Source organism: Pseudoalteromonas sp. S2721 (assembly GCF_005887425.1).
Taxonomy (GTDB): domain Bacteria; phylum Pseudomonadota; class Gammaproteobacteria; order Enterobacterales; family Alteromonadaceae; genus Pseudoalteromonas; species Pseudoalteromonas simplex.
The window spans coordinates 1-26,463 of sequence record NZ_PNCZ01000041.1; the positions used below are offsets into that span (position 1 = coordinate 1).

At 42.4% G+C, this 26,463-nt stretch carries 23 protein-coding genes; 17 read left to right on the top strand and 6 right to left on the bottom strand.

Features of this window, described 5'->3' with window-relative positions; genetic code table 11:
• From ftsY to glsB, 5 genes are all read left to right on the top strand, one after another.
• Positions 1 to 1,026 (top strand): signal recognition particle-docking protein FtsY (gene ftsY / locus CWC02_RS15425; RefSeq protein WP_138619210.1); only part of this gene is annotated, 1,026 nt, incomplete at its 5' end.
• Positions 1,027 to 1,079: 53 nt separating this feature from the next.
• Entirely contained in the window at positions 1,080 to 1,757 is a 678-nt protein-coding gene (gene ftsE / locus CWC02_RS15430; RefSeq protein ID WP_054560978.1) for a cell division ATP-binding protein FtsE, read from the top strand.
• Positions 1,754 to 2,740: a permease-like cell division protein FtsX gene (ftsX, locus tag CWC02_RS15435; RefSeq protein ID WP_054551047.1), complete on the top strand. Its 987-nt coding sequence runs from the start codon at positions 1,754 to 1,756 to the stop codon at positions 2,738 to 2,740. Before ftsE ends, ftsX begins: the two co-directional genes overlap by 4 nt.
• 272 nt (positions 2,741 to 3,012) lie before the next feature.
• Complete coding sequence (gene rpoH, locus CWC02_RS15440; RefSeq protein WP_054551048.1) at positions 3,013 to 3,876, top strand: RNA polymerase sigma factor RpoH; 864 nt, start codon at positions 3,013 to 3,015, stop codon at positions 3,874 to 3,876.
• A gap of 80 nt (positions 3,877 to 3,956) precedes the next feature.
• A complete protein-coding gene (glsB, locus tag CWC02_RS15445) occupies positions 3,957 to 4,877 on the top strand; it encodes a glutaminase B (RefSeq protein WP_054551049.1) in 921 nt (306 codons plus the stop codon).
• Positions 4,878 to 4,883: 6 nt separating this feature from the next.
• Here the strand turns inward: glsB and CWC02_RS15450 are convergent, their stop codons facing one another.
• On the bottom strand, positions 4,884 to 6,188 hold the full coding sequence (locus CWC02_RS15450; protein ID WP_054560976.1) for an inosine/guanosine kinase: 1,305 nt from the start codon (positions 6,186 to 6,188) through the stop codon (positions 4,884 to 4,886).
• 180 nt (positions 6,189 to 6,368) lie between these two features.
• On the opposite strand from CWC02_RS15450, the gene tadA reads away from it, so the two are divergent.
• Positions 6,369 to 6,866: a tRNA adenosine(34) deaminase TadA gene (gene tadA, locus CWC02_RS15455; RefSeq protein WP_054551051.1), complete on the top strand. Its 498-nt coding sequence runs from the start codon at positions 6,369 to 6,371 to the stop codon at positions 6,864 to 6,866.
• On the opposite strand, the gene CWC02_RS20780 is transcribed toward tadA, so the two are convergent.
• The gene (locus CWC02_RS20780) at positions 6,867 to 7,037 is read right to left on the bottom strand and encodes a hypothetical protein (protein ID WP_165385080.1); all 171 of its coding nucleotides are present in this window, start codon (positions 7,035 to 7,037) and stop codon (positions 6,867 to 6,869) included.
• Positions 7,038 to 7,131: 94 nt separating this feature from the next.
• A complete protein-coding gene (mltF, locus tag CWC02_RS15460; protein WP_054551052.1) occupies positions 7,132 to 8,601 on the bottom strand; it encodes a membrane-bound lytic murein transglycosylase MltF in 1,470 nt (489 codons plus the stop codon).
• Between the two features lie 311 nt (positions 8,602 to 8,912).
• Here mltF and purL point away from each other — a divergent pair, with 311 nt between their 5' ends.
• From purL to CWC02_RS15480, 4 genes are all read left to right on the top strand, one after another.
• The gene (purL, locus tag CWC02_RS15465; RefSeq protein WP_138619212.1) at positions 8,913 to 12,797 is read left to right on the top strand and encodes a phosphoribosylformylglycinamidine synthase; all 3,885 of its coding nucleotides are present in this window, start codon (positions 8,913 to 8,915) and stop codon (positions 12,795 to 12,797) included.
• A gap of 154 nt (positions 12,798 to 12,951) precedes the next feature.
• The gene (locus CWC02_RS15470) at positions 12,952 to 15,429 is read left to right on the top strand and encodes an intermembrane phospholipid transport YdbH family protein (protein WP_138619214.1); all 2,478 of its coding nucleotides are present in this window, start codon (positions 12,952 to 12,954) and stop codon (positions 15,427 to 15,429) included.
• Positions 15,429 to 15,611, top strand: coding sequence for a YnbE family lipoprotein (locus CWC02_RS15475; RefSeq protein ID WP_054551055.1), 183 nt, complete (start codon positions 15,429 to 15,431; stop codon positions 15,609 to 15,611). Before CWC02_RS15470 ends, CWC02_RS15475 begins: the two co-directional genes overlap by 1 nt.
• A gap of 9 nt (positions 15,612 to 15,620) precedes the next feature.
• Positions 15,621 to 15,956, top strand: coding sequence for a YdbL family probable chaperone protein (locus CWC02_RS15480; RefSeq protein WP_054551056.1), 336 nt, complete (start codon positions 15,621 to 15,623; stop codon positions 15,954 to 15,956).
• Between the two features lie 75 nt (positions 15,957 to 16,031).
• Here CWC02_RS15480 and CWC02_RS15485 read toward each other — a convergent pair whose 3' ends face one another.
• Both CWC02_RS15485 and waaA read right to left on the bottom strand, forming a co-directional pair.
• Positions 16,032 to 16,574: a DUF1415 domain-containing protein gene (locus CWC02_RS15485; RefSeq protein ID WP_138619278.1), complete on the bottom strand. Its 543-nt coding sequence runs from the start codon at positions 16,572 to 16,574 to the stop codon at positions 16,032 to 16,034.
• A gap of 50 nt (positions 16,575 to 16,624) precedes the next feature.
• Complete coding sequence (gene waaA, locus CWC02_RS15490) at positions 16,625 to 17,884, bottom strand: lipid IV(A) 3-deoxy-D-manno-octulosonic acid transferase (RefSeq protein WP_138619216.1); 1,260 nt, start codon at positions 17,882 to 17,884, stop codon at positions 16,625 to 16,627.
• 154 nt (positions 17,885 to 18,038) lie between these two features.
• Here waaA and CWC02_RS15495 point away from each other — a divergent pair, with 154 nt between their 5' ends.
• The 3 genes from CWC02_RS15495 to hldE are packed head-to-tail and all read left to right on the top strand — an operon-like array spanning position 18,039 to position 21,555.
• A complete protein-coding gene (locus tag CWC02_RS15495; RefSeq protein WP_138619218.1) occupies positions 18,039 to 19,493 on the top strand; it encodes a capsule assembly Wzi family protein in 1,455 nt (484 codons plus the stop codon).
• Positions 19,494 to 19,525: 32 nt separating this feature from the next.
• Positions 19,526 to 20,116, top strand: coding sequence for a D-sedoheptulose-7-phosphate isomerase (locus tag CWC02_RS15500; RefSeq protein WP_054560969.1), 591 nt, complete (start codon positions 19,526 to 19,528; stop codon positions 20,114 to 20,116).
• Positions 20,116 to 21,555 (top strand): bifunctional D-glycero-beta-D-manno-heptose-7-phosphate kinase/D-glycero-beta-D-manno-heptose 1-phosphate adenylyltransferase HldE, encoded by a 1,440-nt coding sequence (hldE, locus tag CWC02_RS15505; protein ID WP_138619280.1) that lies wholly within the window; start codon positions 20,116 to 20,118, stop codon positions 21,553 to 21,555. Before CWC02_RS15500 ends, hldE begins: the two co-directional genes overlap by 1 nt.
• Here the strand turns inward: hldE and CWC02_RS15510 are convergent.
• Positions 21,545 to 22,267 carry a 3-deoxy-D-manno-octulosonic acid kinase gene (locus tag CWC02_RS15510; protein WP_138619220.1) on the bottom strand — a complete coding sequence of 241 codons (723 nt, stop codon included), beginning with the start codon at positions 22,265 to 22,267 and terminating at the stop codon, positions 21,545 to 21,547. The two genes, hldE and CWC02_RS15510, sit on opposite strands and share 11 nt — an antisense overlap.
• A 124-nt stretch (positions 22,268 to 22,391) precedes the next feature.
• Here CWC02_RS15510 and CWC02_RS15515 point away from each other — a divergent pair, with 124 nt between their 5' ends.
• From CWC02_RS15515 to tdh, 4 genes are all read left to right on the top strand, one after another.
• Complete coding sequence (locus tag CWC02_RS15515) at positions 22,392 to 23,453, top strand: glycosyltransferase family 9 protein (RefSeq protein ID WP_138619222.1); 1,062 nt, start codon at positions 22,392 to 22,394, stop codon at positions 23,451 to 23,453.
• Entirely contained in the window at positions 23,450 to 23,995 is a 546-nt protein-coding gene (gene gmhB / locus CWC02_RS15520) for a D-glycero-beta-D-manno-heptose 1,7-bisphosphate 7-phosphatase (protein WP_138619224.1), read from the top strand. The genes CWC02_RS15515 and gmhB overlap by 4 nt, the downstream gene beginning before the upstream one ends.
• Positions 23,996 to 24,158: 163 nt before the next feature.
• Positions 24,159 to 25,355 carry a glycine C-acetyltransferase gene (locus CWC02_RS15525; RefSeq protein ID WP_054551063.1) on the top strand — a complete coding sequence of 399 codons (1,197 nt, stop codon included), beginning with the start codon at positions 24,159 to 24,161 and terminating at the stop codon, positions 25,353 to 25,355.
• A 55-nt stretch (positions 25,356 to 25,410) separates the two neighbouring features.
• Positions 25,411 to 26,436: an L-threonine 3-dehydrogenase gene (gene tdh, locus CWC02_RS15530; RefSeq protein WP_054551064.1), complete on the top strand. Its 1,026-nt coding sequence runs from the start codon at positions 25,411 to 25,413 to the stop codon at positions 26,434 to 26,436.
• Positions 26,437 to 26,463: the final 27 nt, after the last annotated feature.

Genomic DNA, 26,463 nt, shown 5'->3' on the forward strand with positions numbered 1-26,463 from the left:
CGTTTAGAACAAGAACGTATTGCGGCAGAGAAAGCGGAGGCAGAGCGCCTAGAGCAAGAGAAAGCTGCTCAAGCTGCTGCTGAAAAACCTAAGAAAGAAGGTTTCTTCGCACGCCTTAAAAAAGGTTTATTAAAAACTCGCGTTAATATTGGTTCTGGCTTTGCGTCTATTTTTAGTGGTAAGAAAATTGACGATGAGTTATTTGAAGAACTAGAAACACAATTACTAACAGCCGATTTAGGTGTTGATACAACCATGAAGTTGATTGATAACCTAACCGATGCCGCTGATCGTAAGCAATTAAAAGATGGCGATGCTTTATATGAGTTAATGAAGCAAGAAATGGCAAGTATGCTTAAAACCGCTGAGCAGCCGCTGGTTGTAAGTGGTGACAAAAAGCCATTTGTTATCTTAATGGTGGGTGTAAATGGTGTAGGTAAAACCACCACGATTGGTAAATTAGCTAAGCAGTTCCAAAACGAAGGTAAGTCAGTGATGCTTGCTGCTGGTGATACGTTCCGCGCTGCGGCGGTTGAGCAGCTGCAAGTATGGGGTGAGCGTAATAGCATTCCTGTGATTGCCCAGCATACAGGTGCAGACAGTGCGTCAGTGGTTTTTGATGCATTTCAGGCGGCAAAAGCCCGTAATGTTGACGTGTTAATCGCCGATACAGCAGGTCGCTTGCAAAATAAAGATAACCTAATGCAAGAGCTTGAGAAAATTGCCCGTGTAATGAAGAAAATTGACCCAGATGCGCCGCATGAAGTTATGCTAACTATAGATGCAGGTACAGGTCAAAACGCAATTAGCCAAGTTAAATTATTTAATGAATGTGTTGGTTTAACGGGCATTACTTTATCTAAACTAGATGGTACCGCTAAAGGTGGTGTGATTTTCGCCGTTGCAGATAAATTTAATATCCCAATTCGTTACATTGGTGTTGGTGAAGGTATTGATGATTTACGTACCTTTAATAGTAGTGACTTTATTGATGCACTATTTAGCCAAGACGAGGATGACGCATAATTAACTAAAGGGAGTTTGCTCCCTTTTTCGCTGCAAGATGATTGATAACTAAAATGATAAATTTTCAGCAAGTCAGTAAAACATACCCAGGTGGCCATCGTGCCCTTGAAAAAGTCAGCTTTCATATTAAGCCTGGCGAACTGGCCTTTTTAACTGGGCACAGTGGTGCAGGTAAAAGTACCCTATTGAAGCTTATTAGTTTGATGGAGCGTCCATCGGCAGGGCAGGTGCTTATTAATGGTGTTGATTTAAATGCGGTTAAATCACGCCAGATCCCTTACGTGCGCCGCGATATTGGTATCATCTTTCAGAATCACCGCTTACTAGAACGTTACTCAGTGTTTGATAATGTTGCCTTACCTTTAATTATTGAAGGTACGCACCACAAGCAAATAGCTAAGCGTGTTCATGGTGCGCTTGATAAAGTCGGGTTACTTGATAAAGCGAAGTGTAATCCTGCAACCTTATCAGGTGGTGAGCAGCAGCGTGTGGGTATTGCTCGCGCTATCGTTAATTCACCGCCAATTCTATTAGCTGATGAACCAACCGGTAACTTAGACCCTGAGCTTTCGATGGACATTTTACGTTTATTCGAAGACTTTAATAATCATGGTACAACCGTGCTGATTGCAACCCATGATATTGGCTTAATTGCGCGTATGCGTTATCGCAGTCTAACACTGAAAGATGGCCGTATGATTGACGATCCGTTAGCTGAGGGGGCACTATGAGTTTATTGTTTAAAAGCCGCAACAGCCAAAACGAACGTCAGAAGAAGTCATTTTTAGCAGCGCCTTATTTCTTCTTTATTAATCTTATTCGCCAAGGTGTGCACAGCCTCGGTGAAATGTGGCGAACGCCTTTAGCTTCATTGATGACCATTGCCGTATTAGGATTAAGCTTAACACTGCCAGCGACGCTTTATTTAGTGGTTAAAAATGTCTCGCAAGTGAGCAGTGGTTTTGAAGATGCAGCAGAGATTTCGTTGTTCGTAAAAGAAACTATGAGCGAACAGCAAACGCAAACCTTGGTTAAGCGTTTAGCACTCTACCCTGAAGTAGATAAAGTAGAGTTTATATCAAAGGGCGATGCCCTCACTGAATTTAAACAAGTATCAGGATTTGGCCAAGCACTTGAATATTTAGATGCGAACCCGTTACCTGATGTTGTTATCGTCACGCCGACAGCACGATACCGTCAGCCAAATACAGCAAAACAATTACTGCAAAAGCTTGAAGGCGAAAGAGAAGTGGATTTTGGTAAACTCGATATTGCTTGGCTTGAGCGATTAAATGCACTTTTAAGTTTATTAAAAGAAAGCGTGATCACCATTGCTCTACTATTATTAACCTCCGTCACCCTGATCATTGGTAATACTATCCGCTTATCAATCATGGATAAGAAAGATGAAATTCAGGTGATGAAGTTAGTTGGGGCGACAAACACCTTTATTCATGCGCCATTTTTATGGACAGGGATTTGGTACGGTATTATTGGCGGTTTGTTCTCTTTTATTTGTGTTGCATTAATGATGTGGTGGCTTGGTGCTGCTGTAAGTGATGTTGCGGGTGTTTATGAAACCAGCTTTGACTTAATTGGTTTAACACTCACAGAGTTTGGCATTTTAGTCGCTCTTGCAACAGGGTTAGGATTTGTTGGTTCTTACCTATCAGTTAACCGCTATATAAAAGAAATTGAACCCGATAAAGTGTAGCTATCAGCGCTATTATTTTAGCGCTTTTGCTTGTCGTTAATTTGTCATATTAAGCCTTTATGCTGTTTGTTTAGATTTTGAATGGTGGGCTATATATCTTTCAAAATACCTTTAAAAGCTAGAATTCATCGCTTATTCAGCGCCTTAAAGTAAAATAAAATTATCTTAAAAAAACCACTTGATTTGAACTTTAAAAAAGTTTTTAATTGAAGTTAGCACTCTCGCTTAAAGAGTGCTAAGATGGTTTCAAATGTTTATCACTGAGGTGAAAAATGAGTAAAGATTTATACGCAATGGCACTTACTGCAGGTCAACAGAGCGCAAGTATGGACGGCTACCTTCAAGCGGTTAGCACTATTCCTATGCTTGATGCAGAGAAAGAAAAGCAGTTGGCGACACGTCTTCAGGAAGAAGGTGATCTTGAAGCTGCGAAGCAACTCATTATGTCGCATCTACGCTTTGTTGCTCATATTGCGAAAAGCTATTCAGGTTATGGCTTACCGCAAGCTGATTTAATTCAGGAAGGTAACATCGGTCTGATGAAGGCGGTAAAACGTTTCGACCCAAGTGTAGGTGTTCGCTTAGTTTCATTCGCAGTACACTGGATCAAAGCCGAAATTCATGAATACGTACTAAAAAACTGGCGTATCGTGAAAGTTGCAACAACTAAAGCGCAACGTAAATTATTCTTCAACCTACGCAAAAACAAAAAGCGTTTAGGTTGGTTTAACCAAGCTGAGGTTAGCACAGTTGCTAATGAGCTAGGTGTAAGTGAAAAAGAAGTACGTGAGATGGAATCACGTATGAGTGGCCAAGATATGGGCTTTGACTTAACGGGCGACGACAATGACGACGCACCAACAAGCACATACTCGCCAGTACAGTATTTAACAGATGGCAGTGCTGACCTTGCTGATGATATCGAAGAGCAGCAATGGCAAGAACAGTCTCATGCACGTTTATTCAGCGCGTTAAAAACCCTTGATGAACGTTCTCAAGACATCGTAAGTGCACGTTGGTTAGCTGACGATAAAGCAACATTACAAGAGCTTGCTGAGAAATATAACGTTTCAGCAGAGCGTGTTCGCCAGCTAGAAAAAACAGCGATGAAAAAACTGCAATCAGCTATGAGCTAATAGCAATCGCTATAGCAAACCATCTTTAGTAGACTACAAAGCCTCGCAAATGCGGGGCTTTTTGTTTTAAAGGACGCGGTATGTCACAGATTGATTATCAACATGTATTAGATGAAATCACAAAAGAAGTTCAACCATTACTGAGCCAAGGGAAGGTTGCTGATTATATTCCTGCGCTTGCAGAGGTTGAGCCAAACCAGTTTGCCATTGCTATTCATACAGTAGATGGGCAAACCTATTGCGCGGGTGATTGTAGTGCGCGTTTTACAATTCAATCTGTTTCTAAAGTAATGACCTTAACCTTAGCACTTCAGCGTTATGGTGATGAGCTTTGGCAACGAGTTGGTAAAGAGCCTTCAGGCACCGCTTTTAATTCTCTTACACAGCTTGAGTTTGAACAGGGCATACCACGCAACCCATTTATTAATGCCGGCGCGATTGTCACCTGTGACGCGTTATATAGCCGTTTATCTGCCCCAATGCACTCTATGCTTGAGTCATTTCGCCAGTTATCAGGGAATGCTCAGGTTGTTATTGATAAGAAAGTGGCGAATTCTGAATATGAGTTTCGTCATCGCAACGCCGCGATGGGGCATCTAATGAAGTCATTTGGCAACTTTAATAATGAAGTTGATGATGTGCTATGGGCTTATTTTAACTTCTGTGCCATAGAGTTAAACTGCGTAGAATTAGCAAAAGCTTACAATTACTTAGCAAACCAAGGTAAAGATGCCAATGGCCATGAAGTACTTAGTGCAAGGCAAAATAAGCAGTTAAACTCGTTACTGTTTACCAGTGGTTTATACGATGCTGCAGGGGATTTTGGCTACCGTGTTGGTATGCCGGGTAAGTCAGGGGTATCGGGTACTATTTTAGCTGTGTTACCAAATCAATTTACTGTGGCTGTGTGGGCGCCAAGACTTAACTCGTATGGTAACTCAGTGGCTGGGATAGCGGCTCTTGAGCGTTTATCCCAGAAACTGGATATTTCGATTTTTTAGTGGAGATTATTGATCCCAGTAAACTTGCTCTAAACAATCTTCACGTTCAGGTAAACCTCGCGATAAACGTGGCGAGTGCTGAACAAGTACTTCATAACTTGCACGGTTAGCGTATTTACTAATTTGTGCAAGCGATGAGTAGGTCATAGCAGGTTGCTGATGCTTCGCTGAGTTTGCCACATTAAGTTTGTGGTAAACGTTTGCTGATAGGTCATGCAGTACCGCGGCCAGAGCACAATCGCCTGCGCCATTGGTGTTTTTAATACTATCTGGGCCACCCATAAACGGTGCTGTGTGGCTGTACGCACGAATAGGGTTTTGGCAGTCGTCTTTACGCATAGCGCGAGAAAATTCATAACGGTTAAAGTCAGCAATCGCGCCTGGTAATAACGGGTATTCTGTTTCACGCTTGAATGAGTCGTCGACGTAACCGGCCATAAACAAGCCTTTTTCTCCAGCCGTACAAATAACTAAATCAGTCCAATCTAGCGCTTTGTCGGCTGCCAGAAGCGGATCTTCAAAGCCAGTAATAGCAAGGCCTTCCTCTTCGTTCATAGCAAGAATATCAACATGCTCTTTTACAAAATCAGCCCACCAAGCAGGGTCTTGTTCAATTAGAAACTTAGTGCCAAGGGTTAAAACCACAGGCACACCGGCATCATTGGCATATTTCACTGCTTGCATGGTCGCTTCTGTCATGGTTTCATCACCTTGAGTACGCATTAGGTATGCGCTGATCACCAGTGCTGATGAATTCTCAATAAGTGCCTGATCGATTGATTCAGGGCGAAGGTGATTCATAAGCCCCGCGCTGATTGCGAAGGTACGCTCACCGGTCTCGTCAATTAAGGTAAAACAACGACCAATAGGGCCATCTACAGGCTGAAGGTAGTCAAGGTCAACGCGGCTAGAGGTGTTACATAAAAAACGGTATGCATAGCTGCCGATTTTGATATTTTCACTCATTACCCCTAACAACACTGAACGGTCGTCAGCTAGGGTAGAGTAGTTGTGCATGGTGTTACCTACCGTACCACCGGCAAACTCATAATCGATCATATTGTCGAGTTTTAGTCTGTCGTATAGCGCGTTGGTAATATCGTTATCGATCACTTGCGACATGCCACGGCGCAATTGAAATTCATCTAGGAAAGCTTGATCAACTTTCGCTTCAATATCTACCACAATTTGGTCGATACCCGTAATATAACTACGTTGTAGTCGGTCGGTTGAGTTAAGTTGATTCGTCAGTGGATCTTTGGCTTCCACCGGAAAATAATGTTTATGCCTGCGGCGTCCAGGAAATTTCATTTGCTACCCGTGTTGTAAGCTAAATAAAAAAAGCGCGAGATTATAGCGCAATATGGGTCCATTGAGCCATGAAAAAGCCACTAAATTTTGCGTTAATTTTTAAGTGTAGCAGTATTTATTGCCGACATTTTTCACTAACTAGGTATAATTACTCACAGTTTTACAAGATTTGTGTGATATATGAGCGAACAATTTAGCGACCAATATTGGATGGAAAAAGCATTAAACTACGCCAATGAAGCGGCTGCGATTAATGAAATTCCGGTTGGTGCTGTGCTGGTAAAAGACAATCAACTGATTTCTTATGGTTATAACCGCTCAATTATCGATAACGACCCATCCGCTCATGCTGAAATGATGGCAATCCGCGAAGCGGGTAAAGCTCTTAATAACTACCGATTAATCGATTGCACCTTGTATGTAACGTTAGAACCTTGTTCTATGTGCGCAGGTCTGTTGGTGCATAGCCGTATTAAGCGATTGGTATTTGGTGCTAAAGATGCCAAAACGGGATCGGCAGGATCAATTATGAATCTGCTGCAAGAACCTAGGCTTAATCATCAAGTTGAAGTAACCGGCGATGTTATGAGTGAGCAGTGTGGGGCGGTAATTTCAGCGTTTTTTAAGCGTCGTAGAGAAGAGAAAAAGGCGGCAAAGCTGGCTGCTCGCAACGCCTAGTTATACAACCGGCGTTGCAGGAACTTGTGCTTCCATTAACTGCATCGCAAATAAGCGGCGACGCCAAATAACTTTTTTGTGTGTATTACGTAGCATGATACGACGGCGGGTCGCCGTTGAGTAAATAACATTACGCTTAAACTTATGTGTCGTGCGTCTTCTTTTTAACATGAGTGCTCCTTAAGTGAGAGTAAAGCATTATATTGATCTCTACAGGAAGATAATGATCATTTGATGACAAGTAAACAGATTTCGGTGCTTGAAGTTAGTTGTTTTCTAATTCTTGCTGCTCTGAGTTGGTTTGTTGCGTGTTGTCATTTGGCTTTGGTTCGCTTACTTGCGCTTCAGGTTTAGCTTCTTCAGTGCTTTGTTCTTCTTCGCTTGGGTTAGCAATCGCATCATTTTCATCAAGCCAAACCAGTGCGTCGTAATAGCGACGAATATTATCAACGTATTTTACTGCAACATCGCCACGGGCATAACCATATTTGGTTTTTCGATAGTAACGCTTTTTAATTAAAAGCGGTAAGCGCTTTTTAACATCAGCCCATTTATCGGGGCTTGCACCTTCTTGCTCGGTAATAATGCGTGCGTCGTTGACGTGTCCCCAGCCAACATTGTAAGAGGCTAAGGCAAACCAGGTTCTGTCGGGCTGCGGAATGCGTTCAGGGATCCAAGAAATTACTTTGGCAAGATACTGCGCACCGCCTTTAATATTTTGCTCAGGCTCTAGGCGATTTGTTACGCCGACCTGTTTTGCCGTTGCTTGGGTTAGCATCATAATACCGCGAACACCAGTTGGTGACTTAGCCCTTGGGTTCCACATTGATTCTTGATAACTCAAAGCTGCCAGTAATCGCCAGTCTATGTTACCTGCGTATTGCTCAAACCAAGGTTGATATTTGGGTAAGGTGTCTTTTATTGCTTCAATATAAGCAAGTGTGTTCACATAATTAAACTGGCGAACATGGCCGAAATATTTTTCTTCTAACACATAAAGCTGGTTGCTTTGTTTGACGTCGCCAAAAAATGGCACCATGAGGGCATATAAAGAGTCATCACCATCTTTTCTTAGTAACCAAGCGATAGGATCATTACGGGTAACCGAAAAGCCGATACTCAAGTTTGGGTGGTAGCGGCGAAACAGCGATAAGGTGTGCGAGTCTGCTAGGGTGTAATCAATTTCACCGTCGATAACAGCTTGCAGAAGCTCTTCTTCATCCATATCTTCTGTTTCGTTCCAGCTAAGTTCTGGATTAAGTTGTTTTAATTGTTGTAGTGCCAACGAGTGACTGCTTTTGGCGAGAACAGTCAGATTGCCGGTTAAATCCGCAAATTCACGGGGTCTATTACGGCCTTGCTTATAAACTAGTTTTTGGCTTATGGTGCGATAGGTTGGGCCGAAGCGGTAATGCTCTGCCCGAATTGTATTATAGGTAAGACCTGACGCTATAATATCTAAATCGCCACTTTCTAAGCGTGCGAACATATCGGATAGATTAAAAAAAGGCACCATCTCGAGCTCTACACCAACATAATCAGCAAATTCTTGGGCGAGCTCATATTCAAAGCCTTGCACACCTTGTGGAGCCTGATAGTAATTACTCGCACCAGCTAATGTGCCGACTCTAATTTTGTTCTGCGCCTTGATATGAGCAAGTTGCGACGGTTGCTGTTGCATATCGCACGCACATAACATGAGCACTAAACTAAAAATAGCGAGTAACTTTTGCATAAATTATAAATGCCCCTTAAACCATTACCTTAGTGTTATAACAAAACTTCTAAGCCACGTCACTTGGCGAATAGTGTTATAGATCTATTTAAAAATTAATAACTATAACAAGGCAGATGGTAGATAAGTCATACAGAACAAGAACCTGCAGAGAAATAAAGACGACTAAGCTAGTTAATTGTTGCAACCTTAAAAGCGGTTATGAAGATTATTTAAATAAAAGCGTAATTTTGAGTTAAATCTAGACGTTATTTGCACTATAATATGCGCCTAAAATATCGTTCAATCCCTAACCCCGGATGAAAATACCTATGTTGATCCTTCGTGGTGCACCAGCACTTTCCGATTTTAGAGTTCAGAAAATTTTAGCGCGTTGCCAACAGGCACAACTTCCAGTCACTGACGTTTACGCAGAGTTCATGCATTTTGCTGATCTTACAGCTGAGCTTTCAGCTGATGAGCAAACCAAGCTGGAAAAACTGCTTACTTACGGTCCAACAATTGCCGAGCATACCCCTGCTGGCACGTTAATTCTTGTAACGCCGCGTCCTGGTACTATCTCGCCTTGGGCATCAAAAGCAACTGATATCGCACATAACTGTGGCTTAAGCCAAGTTCACCGTGTTGAGCGTGGTATTGCATACTACGTAGAAGGTAACTTATCAGCTGAGCAAACAGCTGAAGTTGCAGCGTTATTACATGACCGTATGACTGAAGCAACGCACGCGGATATGGCTGATGCAGCTAAATTATTCCGTCACGATGAGCCGCGTCCAATGTCATCAGTTGACATTTTAGGTGGTGGCCGTGAAGCGCTTGCTAAAGCAAACGTTGAGCAAGGTTTTGCGCTTGCAGATGACGAAATTGATTACTTGGTAGAAAACTTCCAAAAGTTAGGGCGTAACCCGAACGACATCGAATTATTCATGTTTGCACAAGCAAACTCTGAGCATTGTCGTCACAAAATCTTTAACGCCGATTGGACAATTGATGGTATCGAACAGCCAAAATCATTGTTCAAAATGATCAAAAACACTTACGAGCAAAACCCTGAAAACGTACTATCTGCATATAAAGATAACGCAGCGGTAATGAAGGGCTCGCTAGCAGGTCGTTTCTTCCCAAATAACGAAGGCGAGTACGCATACCATCAAGAGAACATCGAAATCTTGATGAAAGTTGAAACGCACAACCACCCAACAGCGATTGCGCCATTCTCAGGTGCATCAACAGGTTCTGGTGGTGAAATTCGTGATGAAGGTGCTACAGGCCGTGGTTCTAAGCCTAAAGCAGGTTTAGTTGGTTTCACTGTATCTAACCTACGAATTCCTGGCTACGAGCAGCCATGGGAAACAGACTTTGGTAAGCCTGGTCGTATCGTAAATGCACTTGATATCATGACTGAAGGCCCATTAGGTGGTGCGGCATTCAATAACGAATTTGGTCGTCCTAACTTACTTGGTTACTTCCGTACATACGAAGAGAAAGTATCAAGCCATAATGGTATCGAGGTACGTGGTTACCACAAGCCAATCATGCTTGCAGGTGGTTTAGGTAACATTCGTTCTGAGCATGTTCAAAAAGGCGAAATCCCTGTAGGTGCTAAGCTAATTGCACTAGGTGGTCCGGCAATGAACATCGGCCTAGGTGGTGGTGCTGCGTCTAGTATGACATCAGGCCAATCAAATGAAGACTTAGACTTTGCATCGGTACAACGTGAAAACCCAGAAATGGAACGTCGTTGTCAGGAAGTTATTGATAAATGTTGGCAGCTAGGTGATGCAAACCCAATCGCTTTCATCCACGATGTGGGCGCAGGTGGTCTTTCTAACGCATTCCCTGAGCTTGTAGACGACGGTGGTCGTGGTGGTAAATTCCAACTTCGTGATATTCCTAACGATGAGCCGGGTATGGCACCACACGAAATTTGGTGTAACGAATCTCAAGAGCGTTACGTATTAGCAGTTGCAGCAGAAGACTTCGCGCGCTTTGAAGCAATCTGTAAACGTGAACGTGCAGAATACGCTGTTATTGGTGAAGCAACAGAAGAGCGTCACTTAACGGTTGAAGATAGCCACTTTGGTAACAACCCAGTTGATCTTCCGCTTGATGTTTTACTTGGTAAAGCACCAAAAATGCACCGCGAAGTTGAATCGAAAAAAGCACAATCGCAACCATTAGACGTTGCTAACATTGATGCGGCAGATGCTGCACAGCGTTTATTACGCTTACCAACGATTGCTGAGAAAACATTCTTAATCACCATTGGTGACCGTACGGTAACGGGTTTAGTTGCGCGTGACCAAATGGTAGGTCCTTGGCAGGTGCCAGTAGCAAACTGTGCGGTAACAGCCGCTGCGTTTGATACTTACCACGGTGAAGCAATGTCACTAGGTGAACGTACACCAGCTGCACTTTTAAACTACGGTGCTTCTGCTCGTTTAGCTGTGGCTGAGTCACTAACGAACATCGCGTGTGCGAACATCGGTGGCCTTGAAAATATCAAGCTATCTGCAAACTGGATGGCTGCAGCAGGTCACCCTGGCGAAGATGCGGGTCTTTACGAAGCTGTAAAAGCGGTAGGTGAAGAGCTTTGTCCGGCACTCGGTTTAACTATTCCTGTGGGTAAAGACTCAATGTCGATGAAAACTCAATGGGATGAAAACGGTGAGCAAAAATCAGTTACTGCACCATTATCACTGATCATTACTGCCTTTGGTCGTGTTGAAGATGTGCGTAAAACAGTAACGCCACAGCTACGCACTGATAAAGGTGAGTCATCACTATTATTAGTTGATTTAGGTGCGGGTCAAAACCGCATGGGCGCATCAAGCCTTGCACAGGTTTATAAGCAACTAGGTGATGTAACGCCTGACGTTGATAACCCAGCTCTATTAAAAGGCTTCTACGAAGCAATGCAAGCGCTTGTTGCTGATAACAAGCTACTTGCTTACCATGACCGTTCAGATGGTGGTTTATTCACAACTATCGCTGAAATGGCATTTGCTGGCCACACGGGTGTAACAGTTGACCTTGCAGGCTTAACAGGTTCAGACATCGAAGCGCTTTATAATGAAGAGCTAGGTGCGGTTATCCAAGTAGCAAACGCTGATTTAGACGCAGTGAAAGCGGTTCTTGCTGATCACGGCTTAGCTGCTATCAGCCATGAAATTGGTGCACTAAACGCTGATGACCGCGTGGTATTCACTCGTGGTGATGATGTGGTTCTTAACCACACGCGCACTGAGCTTCGTACTATTTGGGCAGAAACAACTTACCAAATGCAAGCGCGTCGTGATAACCCAGAGTGTGCAAAGCAAGAGTTTGACGCTAAGTTTGACGCAAAAGACCCAGGTCTTAACGTAAAACTAAACTTTGACTTAAACGAAGATGTTGCAGCACCTTACATTGCAACTGGTGCGAAGCCGAAAATGGCGATTCTACGTGAGCAAGGTGTTAATTCTCACTTAGAAATGGCGGCGGCATTTAACCGTGCAGGCTTTGCCGCGGTTGACGTGCACATGAGCGACATTCTTGAAGGTCGTTTAACACTTGAGCAATTTAAAGGCTTAGTGGCATGTGGTGGTTTCTCTTACGGTGACGTATTAGGCGCAGGTGAAGGCTGGGCTAAGTCAATCTTATTTAATGAGATGGCGCGTGAGCAGTTCCAAAGCTTCTTCCACCGCGAAGATACATTCAGCTTAGGTGTGTGTAATGGCTGTCAAATGCTTTCAACATTGAAAGAATTGATCCCAGGCACTGAGCATTGGCCACGTTTCGTAACGAATAAGTCAGAGCGTTTTGAAGCTCGCTTTAGCCTTGTAGAAGTACAAGAAAACCCATCGGTATTCTTTAACGGTATGGCTGGTTCACGTATGCCTATCGCTGTTTCTCACGGTGAAGGTCATGCTGAGTTCGCAAACACTGATGCAGTTAAAGCAGCGCTTGAGTCAGGTACTGTGGCAGTGAAGTTTGTTGATAACTACGGTAACCCAACAACGCAATACCCAGCTAACCCGAATGGCTCACCAGAAGGTATCACAGGTATTACTTCTACTGACGGTCGTGCAACGGTGATGATGCCGCACCCAGAGCGTGTATTCCGTACGGTTGCTAACTCATGGCACCCAGATGAGTGGAAAGAGGATAGCCCGTGGATGCGTATGTTCCGCAACGCTCGTAAAAGCGTTGGCTAGAACTTAATTGTGTGCCTAGCTATACAAGCTAGGTTCATACAAACCGTTTAAACTAAAAAGGCTGCACTATCATGTGTGGCCTTTTTGTTTATAATGTTCTGAGAAGCGAGAAGCGAGAAGCGAGAAGCGAGAAGCGAGAAGCAAGGAGAGTTTTTTGAGTTTTAAGCGGGCGTGTGTTGGGTTGCTAGGTATCGTGCTAAGCATGGTGCTGTTGGCGTATCTGTTCAGATTACCACTGACATCGTGGTACTTAACGCCTATGCTCAGTAAAAATGGTGCTGAGCTTCACTGCATTGATTGGTCATTAACTCGCAAGCTTGATTTGAATATCGAGAAATTATGCTTAACCTACCAAGGGCAGCAAATTGAGTTAGCTGGCATTATTGCGAATAAGCAACAGGTTAGTATTTCTCGAGCCAATCTTATAATTAGCAATCAGAGTAATAATCAACAACCTGACACTTCACAAACTGAATTTAAAAAGCTTGCTTTGGTATTACCCGAGCAAAGACCGCTAATAAGTATTGAGCAGCTTGATGTAGTTTCACCGTTTACCCAAAATCCTGTTAGGTTGGCGATACAAGAAAAACGCCTAAATCATTTTACGATTTCACGGGATCTCAATGCTGACGTTGTAATATCTAATTATGAAGTCAAAGCCAACATCACCTTTGATGAGCAAGTGGCTGAGCGGTTCGTAACATTGCCAACAAGCAGCCATTTTACCACTCAATCACAGATTAAGTTTGATGGAATTACAGTTGCAATTGAAAGCTCAATCAATGCAAGTTATCAGCATGCTGTAGGGGAGTGTGACCTAGGTTTTGCCAGTGAAGGGCAATTGAGTGCTAAGTATCAATTAAATCAACAGCATTTATACGTGGATTTATCTGCTTTACAAAATCAACTGAGCGCAAAGCGAGACTGCTTAAACACCATCGCAGACCAACAGCATCAATCATTTATTGAAGCGCAGTTACCGCTTACTTGGCAGTTACACATTGAAAAACCAGTGAGTGTAGAAGATAAAAATCTTTCAGCCCCAATCATAAAGCTGCAAGCTATACAAGGGCAAAGTGAGGTGACAGTCAGTAATACATCCCTTTCTTTGCTGGATCCGCTCACATCACTGAATAGCCAAGTTAGCATTTATTTTAATAGTAAAGATATAGATGAGCTTAAGCTAAACGCACATTTGCATGAAAGCAGCGTTAGCGCTGATTTTCAACTGTTGGTGGATTCACTACCTGCATTTTTAGATTTTCAGGCTGATGGCGCCTTGACTGAGGGTTTTGGGGTTGAAGATATTGGGGCTAAAGGAAAGCTAAATATTGAAGGGTTATTTACTAGCCCTACAGCTAAACTGAATACCAATATCAGTGTTAAAAACGCCCTAATATCGGGTGCACAGATAGCTGATTTTAGCAGCGCAATTAACGCTGAGTATAATGCCCAGCAGCACCTAGTTGTTATCGCTAATAGCAAAGTTAAATCATTAACTTATGATGATATTAACGCAGCAAAAATTAGCAATGAGCTTACTCTTAGTACAGATCTCAGTGTGGGGGAGTTATTTGCTGATATTGATGCCAAAACCACTGCCGCTAAATTATCAACAGCAGAGCTTAGCTTAAATAAGTTGTCTGTTGTGTCAAAAGCTCTTCAAAGCCGCGCCTTGCAGGCAACGCATCATGTGTTTGCAGATGGCTTTGAAGCGCTTGTTAGCCATCATATGTCTGAGGTTGCTCACCCATTTGAATTAGTGATACCAGAGCAGGCAGTATCCAAGCTAAACCCGATAATTGCTCAGTTTGAGCCGCTTGCTACAGTCACTGATGGAGTCGTTTCGGGCAATATAAAAGGGGATGTAAATCTTCAACAAGCACAAGGGCGCGTGCAAATAAGTAAATTCAGTGCGCTTTATAATGATTATCTAGCGAATGATTTTGCAGTGAATTTGAACGGCACGTTTAATTCAGGGCAGCTTAATATTGCAGCGACTAAATTTACACTCAATGAACTGCGCGCAGGTGCCGTGGTCAAAAATATACAAGGTCAGTTGCAGGTAACAGCTAATCAGCCTTGCGCAGCTAATCTAACTGGTCAGGTTATGGGCGGGGCATTTGTGGTGAATAAGTTCTGCCCACTCAGTGATAACCAAACCGCGACTGTTAAATTTGAAAATATTGATGCCAGTAAATTGGTCACCCTTGATGCTGAATCAGGGATTAGCTTAAGTGGGCGCTTAGCAGGCACTTTACCCGTTGTAATAAGTCAACAGGGTATCGAGGTAAAGCAAGGGCAGTTAGTTAATCAGGGTGATGGTAAATTACTGATCACTAATAATGCGGGCTTTGAAGCGGTAAAAGCGCAGCAACAAGAGCTGAGTACCACGCTGAGTTTACTTGAGAATTTAGATATTAAAAAACTACGCAGCAGTGTTAATCTCAAACCGGATGGTTGGTTACATTTAGGTGTAAATTTAGAGGGTTATAATGAAGCGCAGCAGCAAGCAGTGAACTTTAATTATAATCATGAAGAGAATGTATTTACTTTACTTAGAGCGCTGCGTTTAAGTGATGAAATTACTCAAAGAGTTGAGAAAGAGTATGCAAAAAAAAGGAAGCAATGATGGCTAAGTGGTTAGTAATGCTGACGGCGGTAGGCATGCTGAGTGCCTGTACGCATCGTGTTGAGGTGGCAGCAAAAGAGCCGATTACAATCAACTTAAATGTAAAAGTTGACCATGAGATCCGCGTAAAAGTGGATAAAGAACTAGATACCTTATTCAGTGATGACAGCGAATTATTCTAAGGAGCACACATGCGTAAATTACAACTTAAAAAACTAAATGTGATCACCTTGATCAGTGCTGTTTGTTTATCCTTCTCTGCTTGGGCTATCAGCCTTGATGATGCAAAAAGCCAAGGCCTAGTGGGTGAAGACAGCTCAGGCTATTTAGGTTTAGTGGTTAATAACAGCGAAGCAAAAGCGGTCGTTGATGAAATTAATGCAAAGCGTAAAGAGCAATATTTAAAACTTGCGAAAAAGAACAATCTTTCGTTAGCGCAAGTTGAAGCACTTGCAGCTGCTAAAACTATCGAAAAAACGAAGCCGGGTCACTACATTGAAGTGAACGGTGAGTGGGTAAAAAAATAACTCACTAAATTTAATCGCTATAATAAACAAAAAGCCAGCATTGCTGGCTTTTTATCTTTATAACGCCGGTAGGTGTTAGCGCTTATCGATGCAGTTTTGCAGCAGCTGCTGCCAAAAGTCGATGCCTTTGCGTCTTGCAAGTTTAATATTGTGCTCTGGGATAGATTCGGGTTCATCGTAGTTGTCTAACGCTTCGCTCATGCTGGCTTCACGGATTAAATGCAGTGTTGGGTAAGGTGCACGATTCGTATAGTTTGCAGCATCGCTGTCATCGCTATCAGCAAATACATAGTCAGGGTGAAAGTTGGCTATTTGATACTTACCTTCATAGCCTTGCGCAGCTAAAAGCGCATTGGCTAAATCGACTAAATCTAAGAACTCTTCAAAATCTTTAAAGCCTTGCTCAAACATCAACAAAGTGGTTTCGCGCTCTGCTTGTTGGTCTAACGCGCTACATTGCTCAAGCATATCCATTACTGCATCATCAAGCGTAATAGACTGACTAATTTGATAATGAATGCAATTGCTTTCAACTTCTTTACGGGCAAACGGGCAGAAATTGTATTTTACGATTACGCTTGATACCCATTCGCGCGTTTGTATTTCTGGGCGATTCATCGCTTGCTTTGAAGTCACATTATTTCTCTATTCTATTTTACTTTTCTATCTTACTTTTCTAAGTAAAGCTCAATTAAATTAACCGTTTTACTGATGGCGCCTTGATTGTTAGCAACGCATTTCGCAGCTTGTTGACCGAGCTTAATCGTCTCTTGTACATCAGTGCTCAAAGCGATAAGTGTGTCAGCAAGGTGATTTTCATCGGTAACGGTTTTAGCTCCCTGAGCACTAATCAGTTCAGGATAAATATGGTCGAAGTTATAGGTATGAGGCCCTGCTAATACGCCAACAGAAAACGCTGCTGACTCTAACGGGTTATGGCCGCCTCGCTCTATTAAACTACCGCCAACATAGCTGATGTTTGCCACACCATATAAGCATTGTAACTCACCTAACGTGTCAGCTAACACAACTTGTTGGTTGTTATAGTTATCTTCACTGCGACGACTAAAGCTCAAATTTGAGTTTTTTAAAACTTCAGCGACTTTATCAAATTGCTCTGGGTGACGTGGAGCAATAATCAAAAGTGCGTTGGGTAACGCTTTTAATAGCTTCTCATGAGCAGTTAAAATAAGCGCATGTTCAACAGGGTGAGTGGAGCCTGCAACCCAGATAAAGCGCTCGTTGTTATACTGTTTTTTTAGTGCTGCAACTTTATTTAATTGCTCTTCTGTAGGCGTGATATCAAATTTAATTGAGCCAAATACGCGTGCCTTTTCAGGCTTTAAACCAAGTTCAATAAAACGTTTTGCATCATCTTGATTGTGACTGGCCAAGTCGCTAATTGATTGCATTATCACCTTAGTTAAAGGCATGACCTTTTGGTAGCCTTGCTGTGATTTAGCTGAAAGCCGTGCATTTAATACAAGTACCTTTGTGCCGTTATTGTTGCTTTGCGCCATAAGGTTTGGCCAAAGTTCCGTTTCTAAAATACACAGTACCTTTGGCTGGATACGTTTTAAAAATCGATTGGTAGCGAAGAAAAAATCAATCGGTAAATAACAGCAGCTAACCGCATCTTTAAAGTTATTTTTTATTTGCTCGCGACCCGTTGGGGTATTACAGGTTACTAAAATAGTAAGTGTTGGATTTTCTGATTGAACGGCCTTAATAAGCGGCGTTGCTGCTAACACTTCCCCTACAGAGGCACAATGGAAAACAACATCGTGATGCGACAAATTCGACAAGCCAAAGCGTTCAGCAAAATGCTCACGGTAACCCTTATTCTTTTTGCCGCGTAAAACATACAGGTAAAAAACAACCAGTGGGCTTAGTAGGTATAAAAGTAAAGAGTATAAAATGCGCGCCATTGCTTAGCCTATATAGGTAAAACGCTATGATAGCGTGGAACCTTTGGGATCTAAATATAAAATGTTAAAAAGGGTTATTAAAGAAAGTTTTAAAGTGTTTACTGTTAGCTAATTTGGTAATATTTCGGTTACTTAATAAATCAACGAAGCAGTTATGAAATTTAAAATGATAAAAGCCTCGGTAATTGGTGCTTTTCTAAGTTGTTCTATGCCTTTATTTGCAGCACCTACCGCCTACTTACCGATTGGCATGGATGCACAGCTTGATCATCAATTAGATACTTTGTTTGCCTTAACCACAGGCGCGCCTATGGTTAAACCTTATCGTTTATCGGAAGTAGAAAGTGCGCTTCTTGAGCTTGAAAAAAAAGAGCCAGGACTAGTCGCAGCTATCCGTTATAAAATAAAGCCTTATCAAAGTGATGATGCAGTAACACGTGCAGGTGTTAAATTACAAGTTGATACAGACAACAGTAAAAAAATAGCAAATCAACGCGGACTTAGCTCTGATGAATGGGGACAAGGCTTTTTTGAAGGTATTTGGCGTGCCAATGATTACACGCTAGTACAGGTTGGAGTTGATTACCGAGCCAAGGCAAATAAGTTTGTAAATTACAATTCGTTTATTAGTTTTGCTGGTGAAGATTTACAGTTAAACCTTGGGTATAAAGAACATTGGTTCTCGCCGTTTAAGCATTCTGCACAAATCATTTCAACCAACGCAAAAACAGCCCCGTCAATTTCGATCGGTATGGTAAAGCCTGCTCATAATTGGTGGAATTTTGATTTTGAATTGTATTATTCAGAGTTAGAACATGTTGAGAATGGTATTTTATATCAAGGTGAACTTCATAGTGGTACGCCTAAACTTGCGGGTACTCACTTCAGTATTGAACCTATTAGTGGTTGGAAAATTGGCCTTAACCGAATGATGCAGTTTGGCGGTGGGCCTCGTAAAGTAGATGCTGGAGATGTATTTGATGCTTTTTTTGATCCTGCCGGAAATGATAATGTTGCATTAGTAGGTAGCTCTGATGCGGAGCTGGGCGATCAGTTCGCTTCAATTACAAATGTAATTAACTTTAATTGGGGATTGCCAACAGAGCTTTATCTTGAATACGGTGGTGAAGATACTAAAGAGCACAAAAACTATCAGTTTGGTAATGTCGCTTATAGTTTAGGGGCTTTTTTCCCAAAATTAACAGACTCAATAAGTTTTAGATTTGAACATACCAATATGCACAGCTTTTGGTATAAAAACTATATTTATCCTACTAAGGGTAATACGGTAGATGGATTTGTTGTTGGACATTTTGCTGCAGATCAGCGTTACTTTGGTGACGGCGTACCGTCTGAAGTAAATGTTTTAGAAGTGACTTATTCTGAATCTTTTCAGTCTCTATGGCGTGCTAAAGTTTCAACTATTTCTAATAAAAGTAACTACGAGTATGATATAGGTGGATTTAGTCGAGAATATGATGATGCAATTGAACTTCAACTAAGTAACACGCGTCAATTAAACGAGCATACATTAGAGACAACTCTTACCTATGGTGAAGATGTTTTTGGCGATAACTATACTTGGTTATCTGTAGCCTATTTTTGGTAAGCAAAGCCGTTAATACTTTTTAAGGAATATTTATGTCAAATCTTGATTCTGTAGCGGCAAGCTACCTAGAAAGTTTAAATCGTCATCAAATGTTGTTTGAGACGATGGAAACCTACCACCCTGAAGTAATGCAACTACTCGAAGCTTGTCACAGTGCTTTGCAAGCAGGTGGTAAAGTGATTTGGTTTGGTAATGGCGGAAGTGCGGCTGATGCGCAGCATTTAGCTGCTGAGTTTGTTGTGCGTTATAAATTAGAGCGCGGTCCGCTGGCTTCTATCGCATTAACAACAGACACCTCAATTTTAACTGCTCACAGTAACGACTATCACTTTGATACTGTATTTGAGCGCCAAGTGCAGGCGTTATGTAAGCCTGAAGATTTGGTGATTGGCTTAACCACATCTGGCACTAGCCCTAACATCAATCTTGCACTGGCAGCGGCAAATGAAATCGGCGCCTTTACTGTGGCATTAACAGGTCGAGATGGTGGTAAAGTAAAAGATATCGCTAAGCTACCTATTATTATTAAAAATGATGAAACCGCGCGTATCCAAGAAGCGCACATGTTTATCGGGCATTGGTTATGCGAAGCCATCGATATGGTTGTAGCGGAGCAAAAGTAATGGATTTAGCGTTACTAAAAAACCTTTCAAAGGCGCGTATTTTAGTCGTTGGTGATGTCATGCTCGATAGATACTGGCATGGCGATTCAGGACGCATTTCGCCAGAAGCTCCAGTACCTGTTGTAAAAGTCAGTAAGTTTGAAGACAAAGCCGGTGGCGCTGCAAACGTTGCAAAAAATATTGCTCGTTTAGATGGTAAAGTAGGTTTACTAGGCTTGGTTGGTGAAGATGAAAGTGGGCAAATCCTCGAAACAATTTTAAGTTCAGAAAAAATTGATTCGCAATTAGTGAGTGTTTGCGATTTACCAACTATTTCTAAAATGCGAGTAATCAGCCGCCATCAACAAGTTGTGCGCCTTGATCTTGAAGAGACCTTTACTGAGCAACACAGCCAATTGTTATTGAACCGTTTAGAGCTGGTTTTAGATGACTACGATTTTGTGTTGTTTTCTGACTACAACAAAGGCTCACTGAGCTTAATTCAACAAATGGTTCAGGTTGCAAAGAAAGCGGGTAAAACGGTTCTTATTGATCCTAAATCATCTGATTTAAGCTTATACCGTGGCGCAGATTATATAACACCTAACTTAAACGAATTTAAACTTGCTGGTGGTAAAACTGACTCTGAGCAAAGTTTAACCCAAAGCGCTCGTGATCTAATCAATGAGGCTGGCATCGCTGCGATGCTATTAACGCGCTCAGAACAGGGCATGTCGTTAATTAGCCAAGCAGAAAAACATGATTTTGCAGCCCAGCAGCTTGAAGTCAGCGATGTTACTGGCGCCGGCGATACTGTAATTGCAACATTAGCAGTGATGCTTGGTGCGGGTATGACAGCAAAAGATGCGGTCGAAATTGCCAACCTCGCTGCTGGTATTGCGGTGAGTAAACTGGGTGCCGCAACCGTGTCGCCAGAAGAGTTGAGCCGTAAACTTGGTCAATATTTACAGCAAACCGGCGAGCATTACCAAACGCCGTTTGAAGATGTGCTTCAGCATATTGAGTTTGCTAAGCAAAATGGTGAAAAAATAGTTTTCACTAATGGTTGTTTTGACATTCTTCACGCAGGCCATGTGCGCTACCTAGCACAGGCTAAAGCACGAGGTGACAGGCTGGTTGTTGGCTTAAATAACGACGAATCAATCACTCGCTTAAAAGGCCCAGAAAGACCAATTAATCCACTGGATGAGCGTGCCATGGTATTAAGTGCGCTGGCGTCAGTTGATTGGGTTATTCCATTTGGCAGCATTGAAGAAAATGACACGCCTGCTAAGCTAATTGAGCAAATTAGCCCTGATGTGCTAGTAAAAGGCGGCGATTACACCGTTGACCAAATTGCTGGTGCCGATCATGTTCTACGCCATGGCGGAAAAGTCGAAGTACTTGAGTTTCTTAATGGCTGCTCAACATCAAACGTAATTAGCAAAATTAAGTCTTAAGCAATGCTTGGTAGTCACACACCAGTGACTGCCAATCACTTTGTTGCCAATGCATCACTTCATTACGGCCTTGCTCTTTTGCAAATGAACGGGCAAGGCGTTTGATATTCTCTGTTTGCCAGCTAGCATGTGGCTGTTTGATTTCACCGCGGTCAAAGTCAATGATAAACACCTTACCTGTATCATCGAACAAGATGTTATTGATGTTTAAATCTGCGTGATAGACGCCATGATTGTGAAACTCGCTGAGAGTGACTGCTATCGCTTTTAGCTCAGACTGGCTAAGTGGACGCGTGATTAAAATATCTAACACGCTTTTGGCGCCTGTTACTGCCTCGGTGATGATATCGCCGTGATAGATTAAGCCACGGGTGGTCACTTTTGCCGCAATAGGTGTCGGCACGTTTAGGCCAAGCTCAAGTAAGCGCATCATCAGTGTAAACTCTTTATAGACTCGAGTTTGCTTTAAACCAACATATAGGTACTGATCGCTCAGCAACTTACCTATTAAACCACCACGCCAATAGTGACGAAGAACGCCTGTAAGCTGTTGATGTTTAAAAAACCACGCTGTTGCACGGCCTTTTTTTGCGCCAACGATTTTATCTTGTTGTTGCCAATAATTGGCATCGAACCACTGTTGCGTGAGCTCGTCTTTATAAGCTGGGTGACACAAAAGGGTGGTGTTTTGCAGATGCTGAGTTTCAAACATAACAACTTCAAGATTAAATAAAATTAGCGCTATCTTACCGTATTTTTAGCTTTTCGCATAAGTGCTTGCATTAGCATCAAGTTAATTTAAGATCGCATATTATTTGCTGTAGCTAAGGGCGCACGTGACTCAATCAACCTCCTATTCAGATATTTGCATTTTAAGGCTTTCGGCTATTGGTGATGTATGTCATGCCTTATCAGCAGTGCAAGCAATTCAAAAGGCACATCCGAAGGCAAAAATTACCTGGGTGATTGGTAAAGTTGAGGCCATGTTACTGGCCGATTTACCAGGTGTTGAGTTTGTTGTATTCGATAAAAAACAAGGCAAACAGGCTTATCAGCAACTAAAAGACACGTTCAAGGGGCGTAAATTTGATGTGCTCTTACATATGCAAGTCGCACTCAGAGCGAATCTAGCAGCCCGCTGTATTCCTGCAAAGGTCAAAGTGGGGTTTGATTGGGCTCGCTCAAAAGAGTTACATAGCTTGTTTATTAACAAGCGTATTGCCCCGCAATCTGAAGCGCATGTATTAGAAGGCTTTAAAGGTTTTGCTCAAGCAATTGGGACGCCTGATTACAAGCCTCAATGGCAAATGCCAATTACCGAGCAGCACCAACAAGCAGCCGATGCGCTATTAGGTGAAGAACGTTTAGCCGGGCGTATTTTTGTTATCTCGCCTGCGGCAAGTAAAAAAGAGCGTAATTGGTTACCCGAGCGTTATGCTGCACTTGCTGAACATGCTCATCAACAAGGCTTTTCGGTAGTTATTACTGGCGGCCCAACCCCTTTAGAAATTGAACTTGCAGAGCAAATTATCGCGCAGAGTTCGGCACCTGTGCTTAACTTAGTAGGGAAAACTCAACTAAAAGAACTGTTATGTGTTTTGAAGCGTGCGGCGTTAGTGCTAGCTCCTGATACTGGGCCTGCACATATGGCTGTAACGGTAGGAACGCCTGTTATTGGTTTGTATGCCCACTCAAACCCAAAACGCACAGGGCCTTATTTGTATCAAGAGTATGTTGTTGAGGTTTATCACCAAAATTTACGTGAACAAACAGGCAAAACAGCGCAACAGCTACCTTGGGGAACACGCGTTAAAGGGGCTGATTTAATGGCGCAAATAAGTGTAGAAAAGGTGATTTCGATGTTTGACCACGTGGTAGATAAAGAGCAATTGTCATGAGCAAAGTTTTATTTTTAGACCGTGATGGTGTGGTCAATATTGATCATGGCTATGTATACAAACCAGAAGAGTTTGAATTTGTACCCGGTGTATTCGAAGCGTGCAAAGCCTTCGCCGACGCTGGTTATAAAATTGTGGTAGTAACTAACCAATCGGGGATCGGCCGTGGTTATTATTCAGAGCAAGATTTTTCCAACCTTACTGAGTGGATGAAGGGCGAATTTTTACGCCATGGCGTTACAATTCTTGATGTCTATTTTTGTCCGCATCATCCAAGCAAGGCTGAGCCTGCTTATTTGCAAGAGTGCAACTGTCGCAAGCCTGCTCCGGGTATGCTGTTACAAGCCATCGATGAGCATCAAATCGACCCATCACAAAGTATTATGGTCGGTGATAAGCTTGGCGACCTTATTGCTGCTGAAAGAGCTAACATCGCTACCCGTGTTTTAGTTCGCTCAGGACAAAGTTATGCTGAGTCAACAGAACAACATGCCGATATTGTTTGTGAATCTTTAGCTGATTTACCCAATTTATATTTATAATTTATGAGGTAAGACCAGTTTAAGTTCACAAACCCACACCAGTTGAGGGTTTGCGACGAACTGCAAACAGTGCAATTGTTCGTCTAAGCTTTTACAATAGGTGCAAAATTTAAATTCATGCTAATCATTTCTGATTAGGTACAAGAATATGTGGAGATTACAGATGAGAGCATCTGCGTTTTTTAATCAGTTGCAGCAGCAAATTGATGAAGTGAAAGCTGAAGGCTTATACAAAAGCGAGCGTGTTATCACGTCACAGCAACAGGCTCAAATTGAAGTTGCCTCTGGTGATAAGGTTATTAACTTTTGTGCTAATAACTACCTAGGCTTAGCAAATAGCCCAGCGTTAATTAAAGCAGCTCAACAAGGCCTTGACGACCATGGTTTTGGTGTTGCGTCTGTACGCTTTATTTGTGGTACTCAAGATATTCATAAAACTCTAGAGCAAAAGATCTCTGAGTTCTTAGAAACAGAAGACACTATTCTTTACTCATCATGTTTTGATGCCAACGCAGGTTTATTCGAAACAATCTTAGGCCCAGATGATGCAATCATCTCTGACGCGCTAAACCATGCTTCGATCATTGACGGTGTGCGTCTTTGTAAAGCAAAGCGTTTCCGCTATGCAAATAACGACATGAGCGACCTTGAAAAGCAACTTATTGCTGCTGATGAAGCGGGCGCTAAAACTAAGCTAATCGCCACTGACGGTGTTTTCTCAATGGACGGCGTTATTTGTAACCTTGAAGCGGTTTGTGACCTAGCTGATAAATATGATGCATTAGTGATGGTTGATGACTCTCACGCTGTTGGTTTTGTTGGTGAAAATGGTAAAGGTACGCCGGAGTACTGCGGTGTACTCGACCGTGTTGATATCATCACAGGTACCCTTGGTAAGGCACTTGGTGGCGCATCAGGCGGTTACACATCAGGTAAAAAAGAAATTGTTGAGTGGTTACGCCAGCGTTCTCGTCCTTATCTTTTCTCAAACTCACTTGCACCATCAATTGTTACTGCATCAATTAAAGTACTTGAGATGCTAAGCAATGGCGGCGAGTTACGCGCTAAACTTTGGGATAACGCAAAGTATTTCCGTGAACAAATGGAAGCTGCAGGGTTTACCTGTGCAGGTAAAGACCACGCTATTATCCCTGTCATGTTAGGCGATGCTAAAGTTGCCTCAGCCATGGCTGACAAATTACTTGCTGAAGGTATTTACGTAACGGGTTTCTCATTCCCTGTAGTACCTAAAGGCCAAGCACGTATCCGTACGCAAATTTCTGCGGCGCATACAAAAGAGCAATTAGATACCGCTATTGCTGCCTTTACCCGTATTGGTAAAGAAATGGGTGTTATCTAATTTTATTTTCTAAACCGAAGCTTTTGCTTCGGTTTTGTTTAATTGAGTATAAATCATGAAAGCATTATCTAAATTAAAAGCAGAACCAGGGATCTGGATGACTGATGCGCCAAAACCTGAAGTTGGCCATAACGATCTGCTTATTAAAATCCGCAAAACAGCAATTTGTGGAACAGATGTCCATATTTATAAATGGGATGAGTGGGCACAAAATACAATTCCTACGCCAATGGTTGTTGGTCACGAATATGTAGGTGAAGTGGTTGATATGGGTCAGGAAGTACGTGGTTTCCAAGTTGGCGACCGTGTTTCTGGCGAAGGCCATATTACCTGTGGTCATTGTCGTAACTGTCGCGCCGGTCGAGTGCACTTATGCCGTAATACAACAGGTGTTGGTGTAAACCGTGAAGGTGCATTTGCTGAATACCTTGTGATCCCAGCTTTCAACGCATTTAAAATTCCAGATAACATTCCTGATGAACTAGCATCAATCTTTGACCCATTCGGTAATGCAGTACACACAGCGTTGTCGTTTGACTTAGTCGGTGAAGACGTATTAATCACAGGTGCTGGCCCAATTGGTATCATGGCAGCTGCTGTTGCCAAACACGTGGGTGCACGTCATGTGGTTATCACCGATGTGAACGAATACCGTCTAGATTTAGCGCGTAAAATGGGCGCAACTCGTGCTGTAAACGTAGCAACTGAAAAGCTTGAAGATGTAATGAAAGAGCTTGGCATGACTGAAGGCTTTGATATTGGTCTTGAAATGTCAGGTGTGCCAGTAGCATTTAACAGCATGCTAAACAACATGAATCACGGTGGTAAAATTGCCATGTTAGGTATTCCACCTTCAGATATGGCGGTTGATTGGAACCAGGTTATTTTCAAAGGTCTAATCATTAAAGGGATTTATGGCCGTGAAATGTTTGAAACTTGGTACAAGATGGCGAGTCTAATTCAGTCAGGCCTTGATCTGAAACCAATTATCACTCACCAGTTCTCTGTGGATGACTTCCAAGCAGGCTTTGATACAATGATTTCAGGCCAATCAGGTAAAGTAATCCTCAACTGGGATTAACACCGAATAATTTTATAAGGCGGCTTT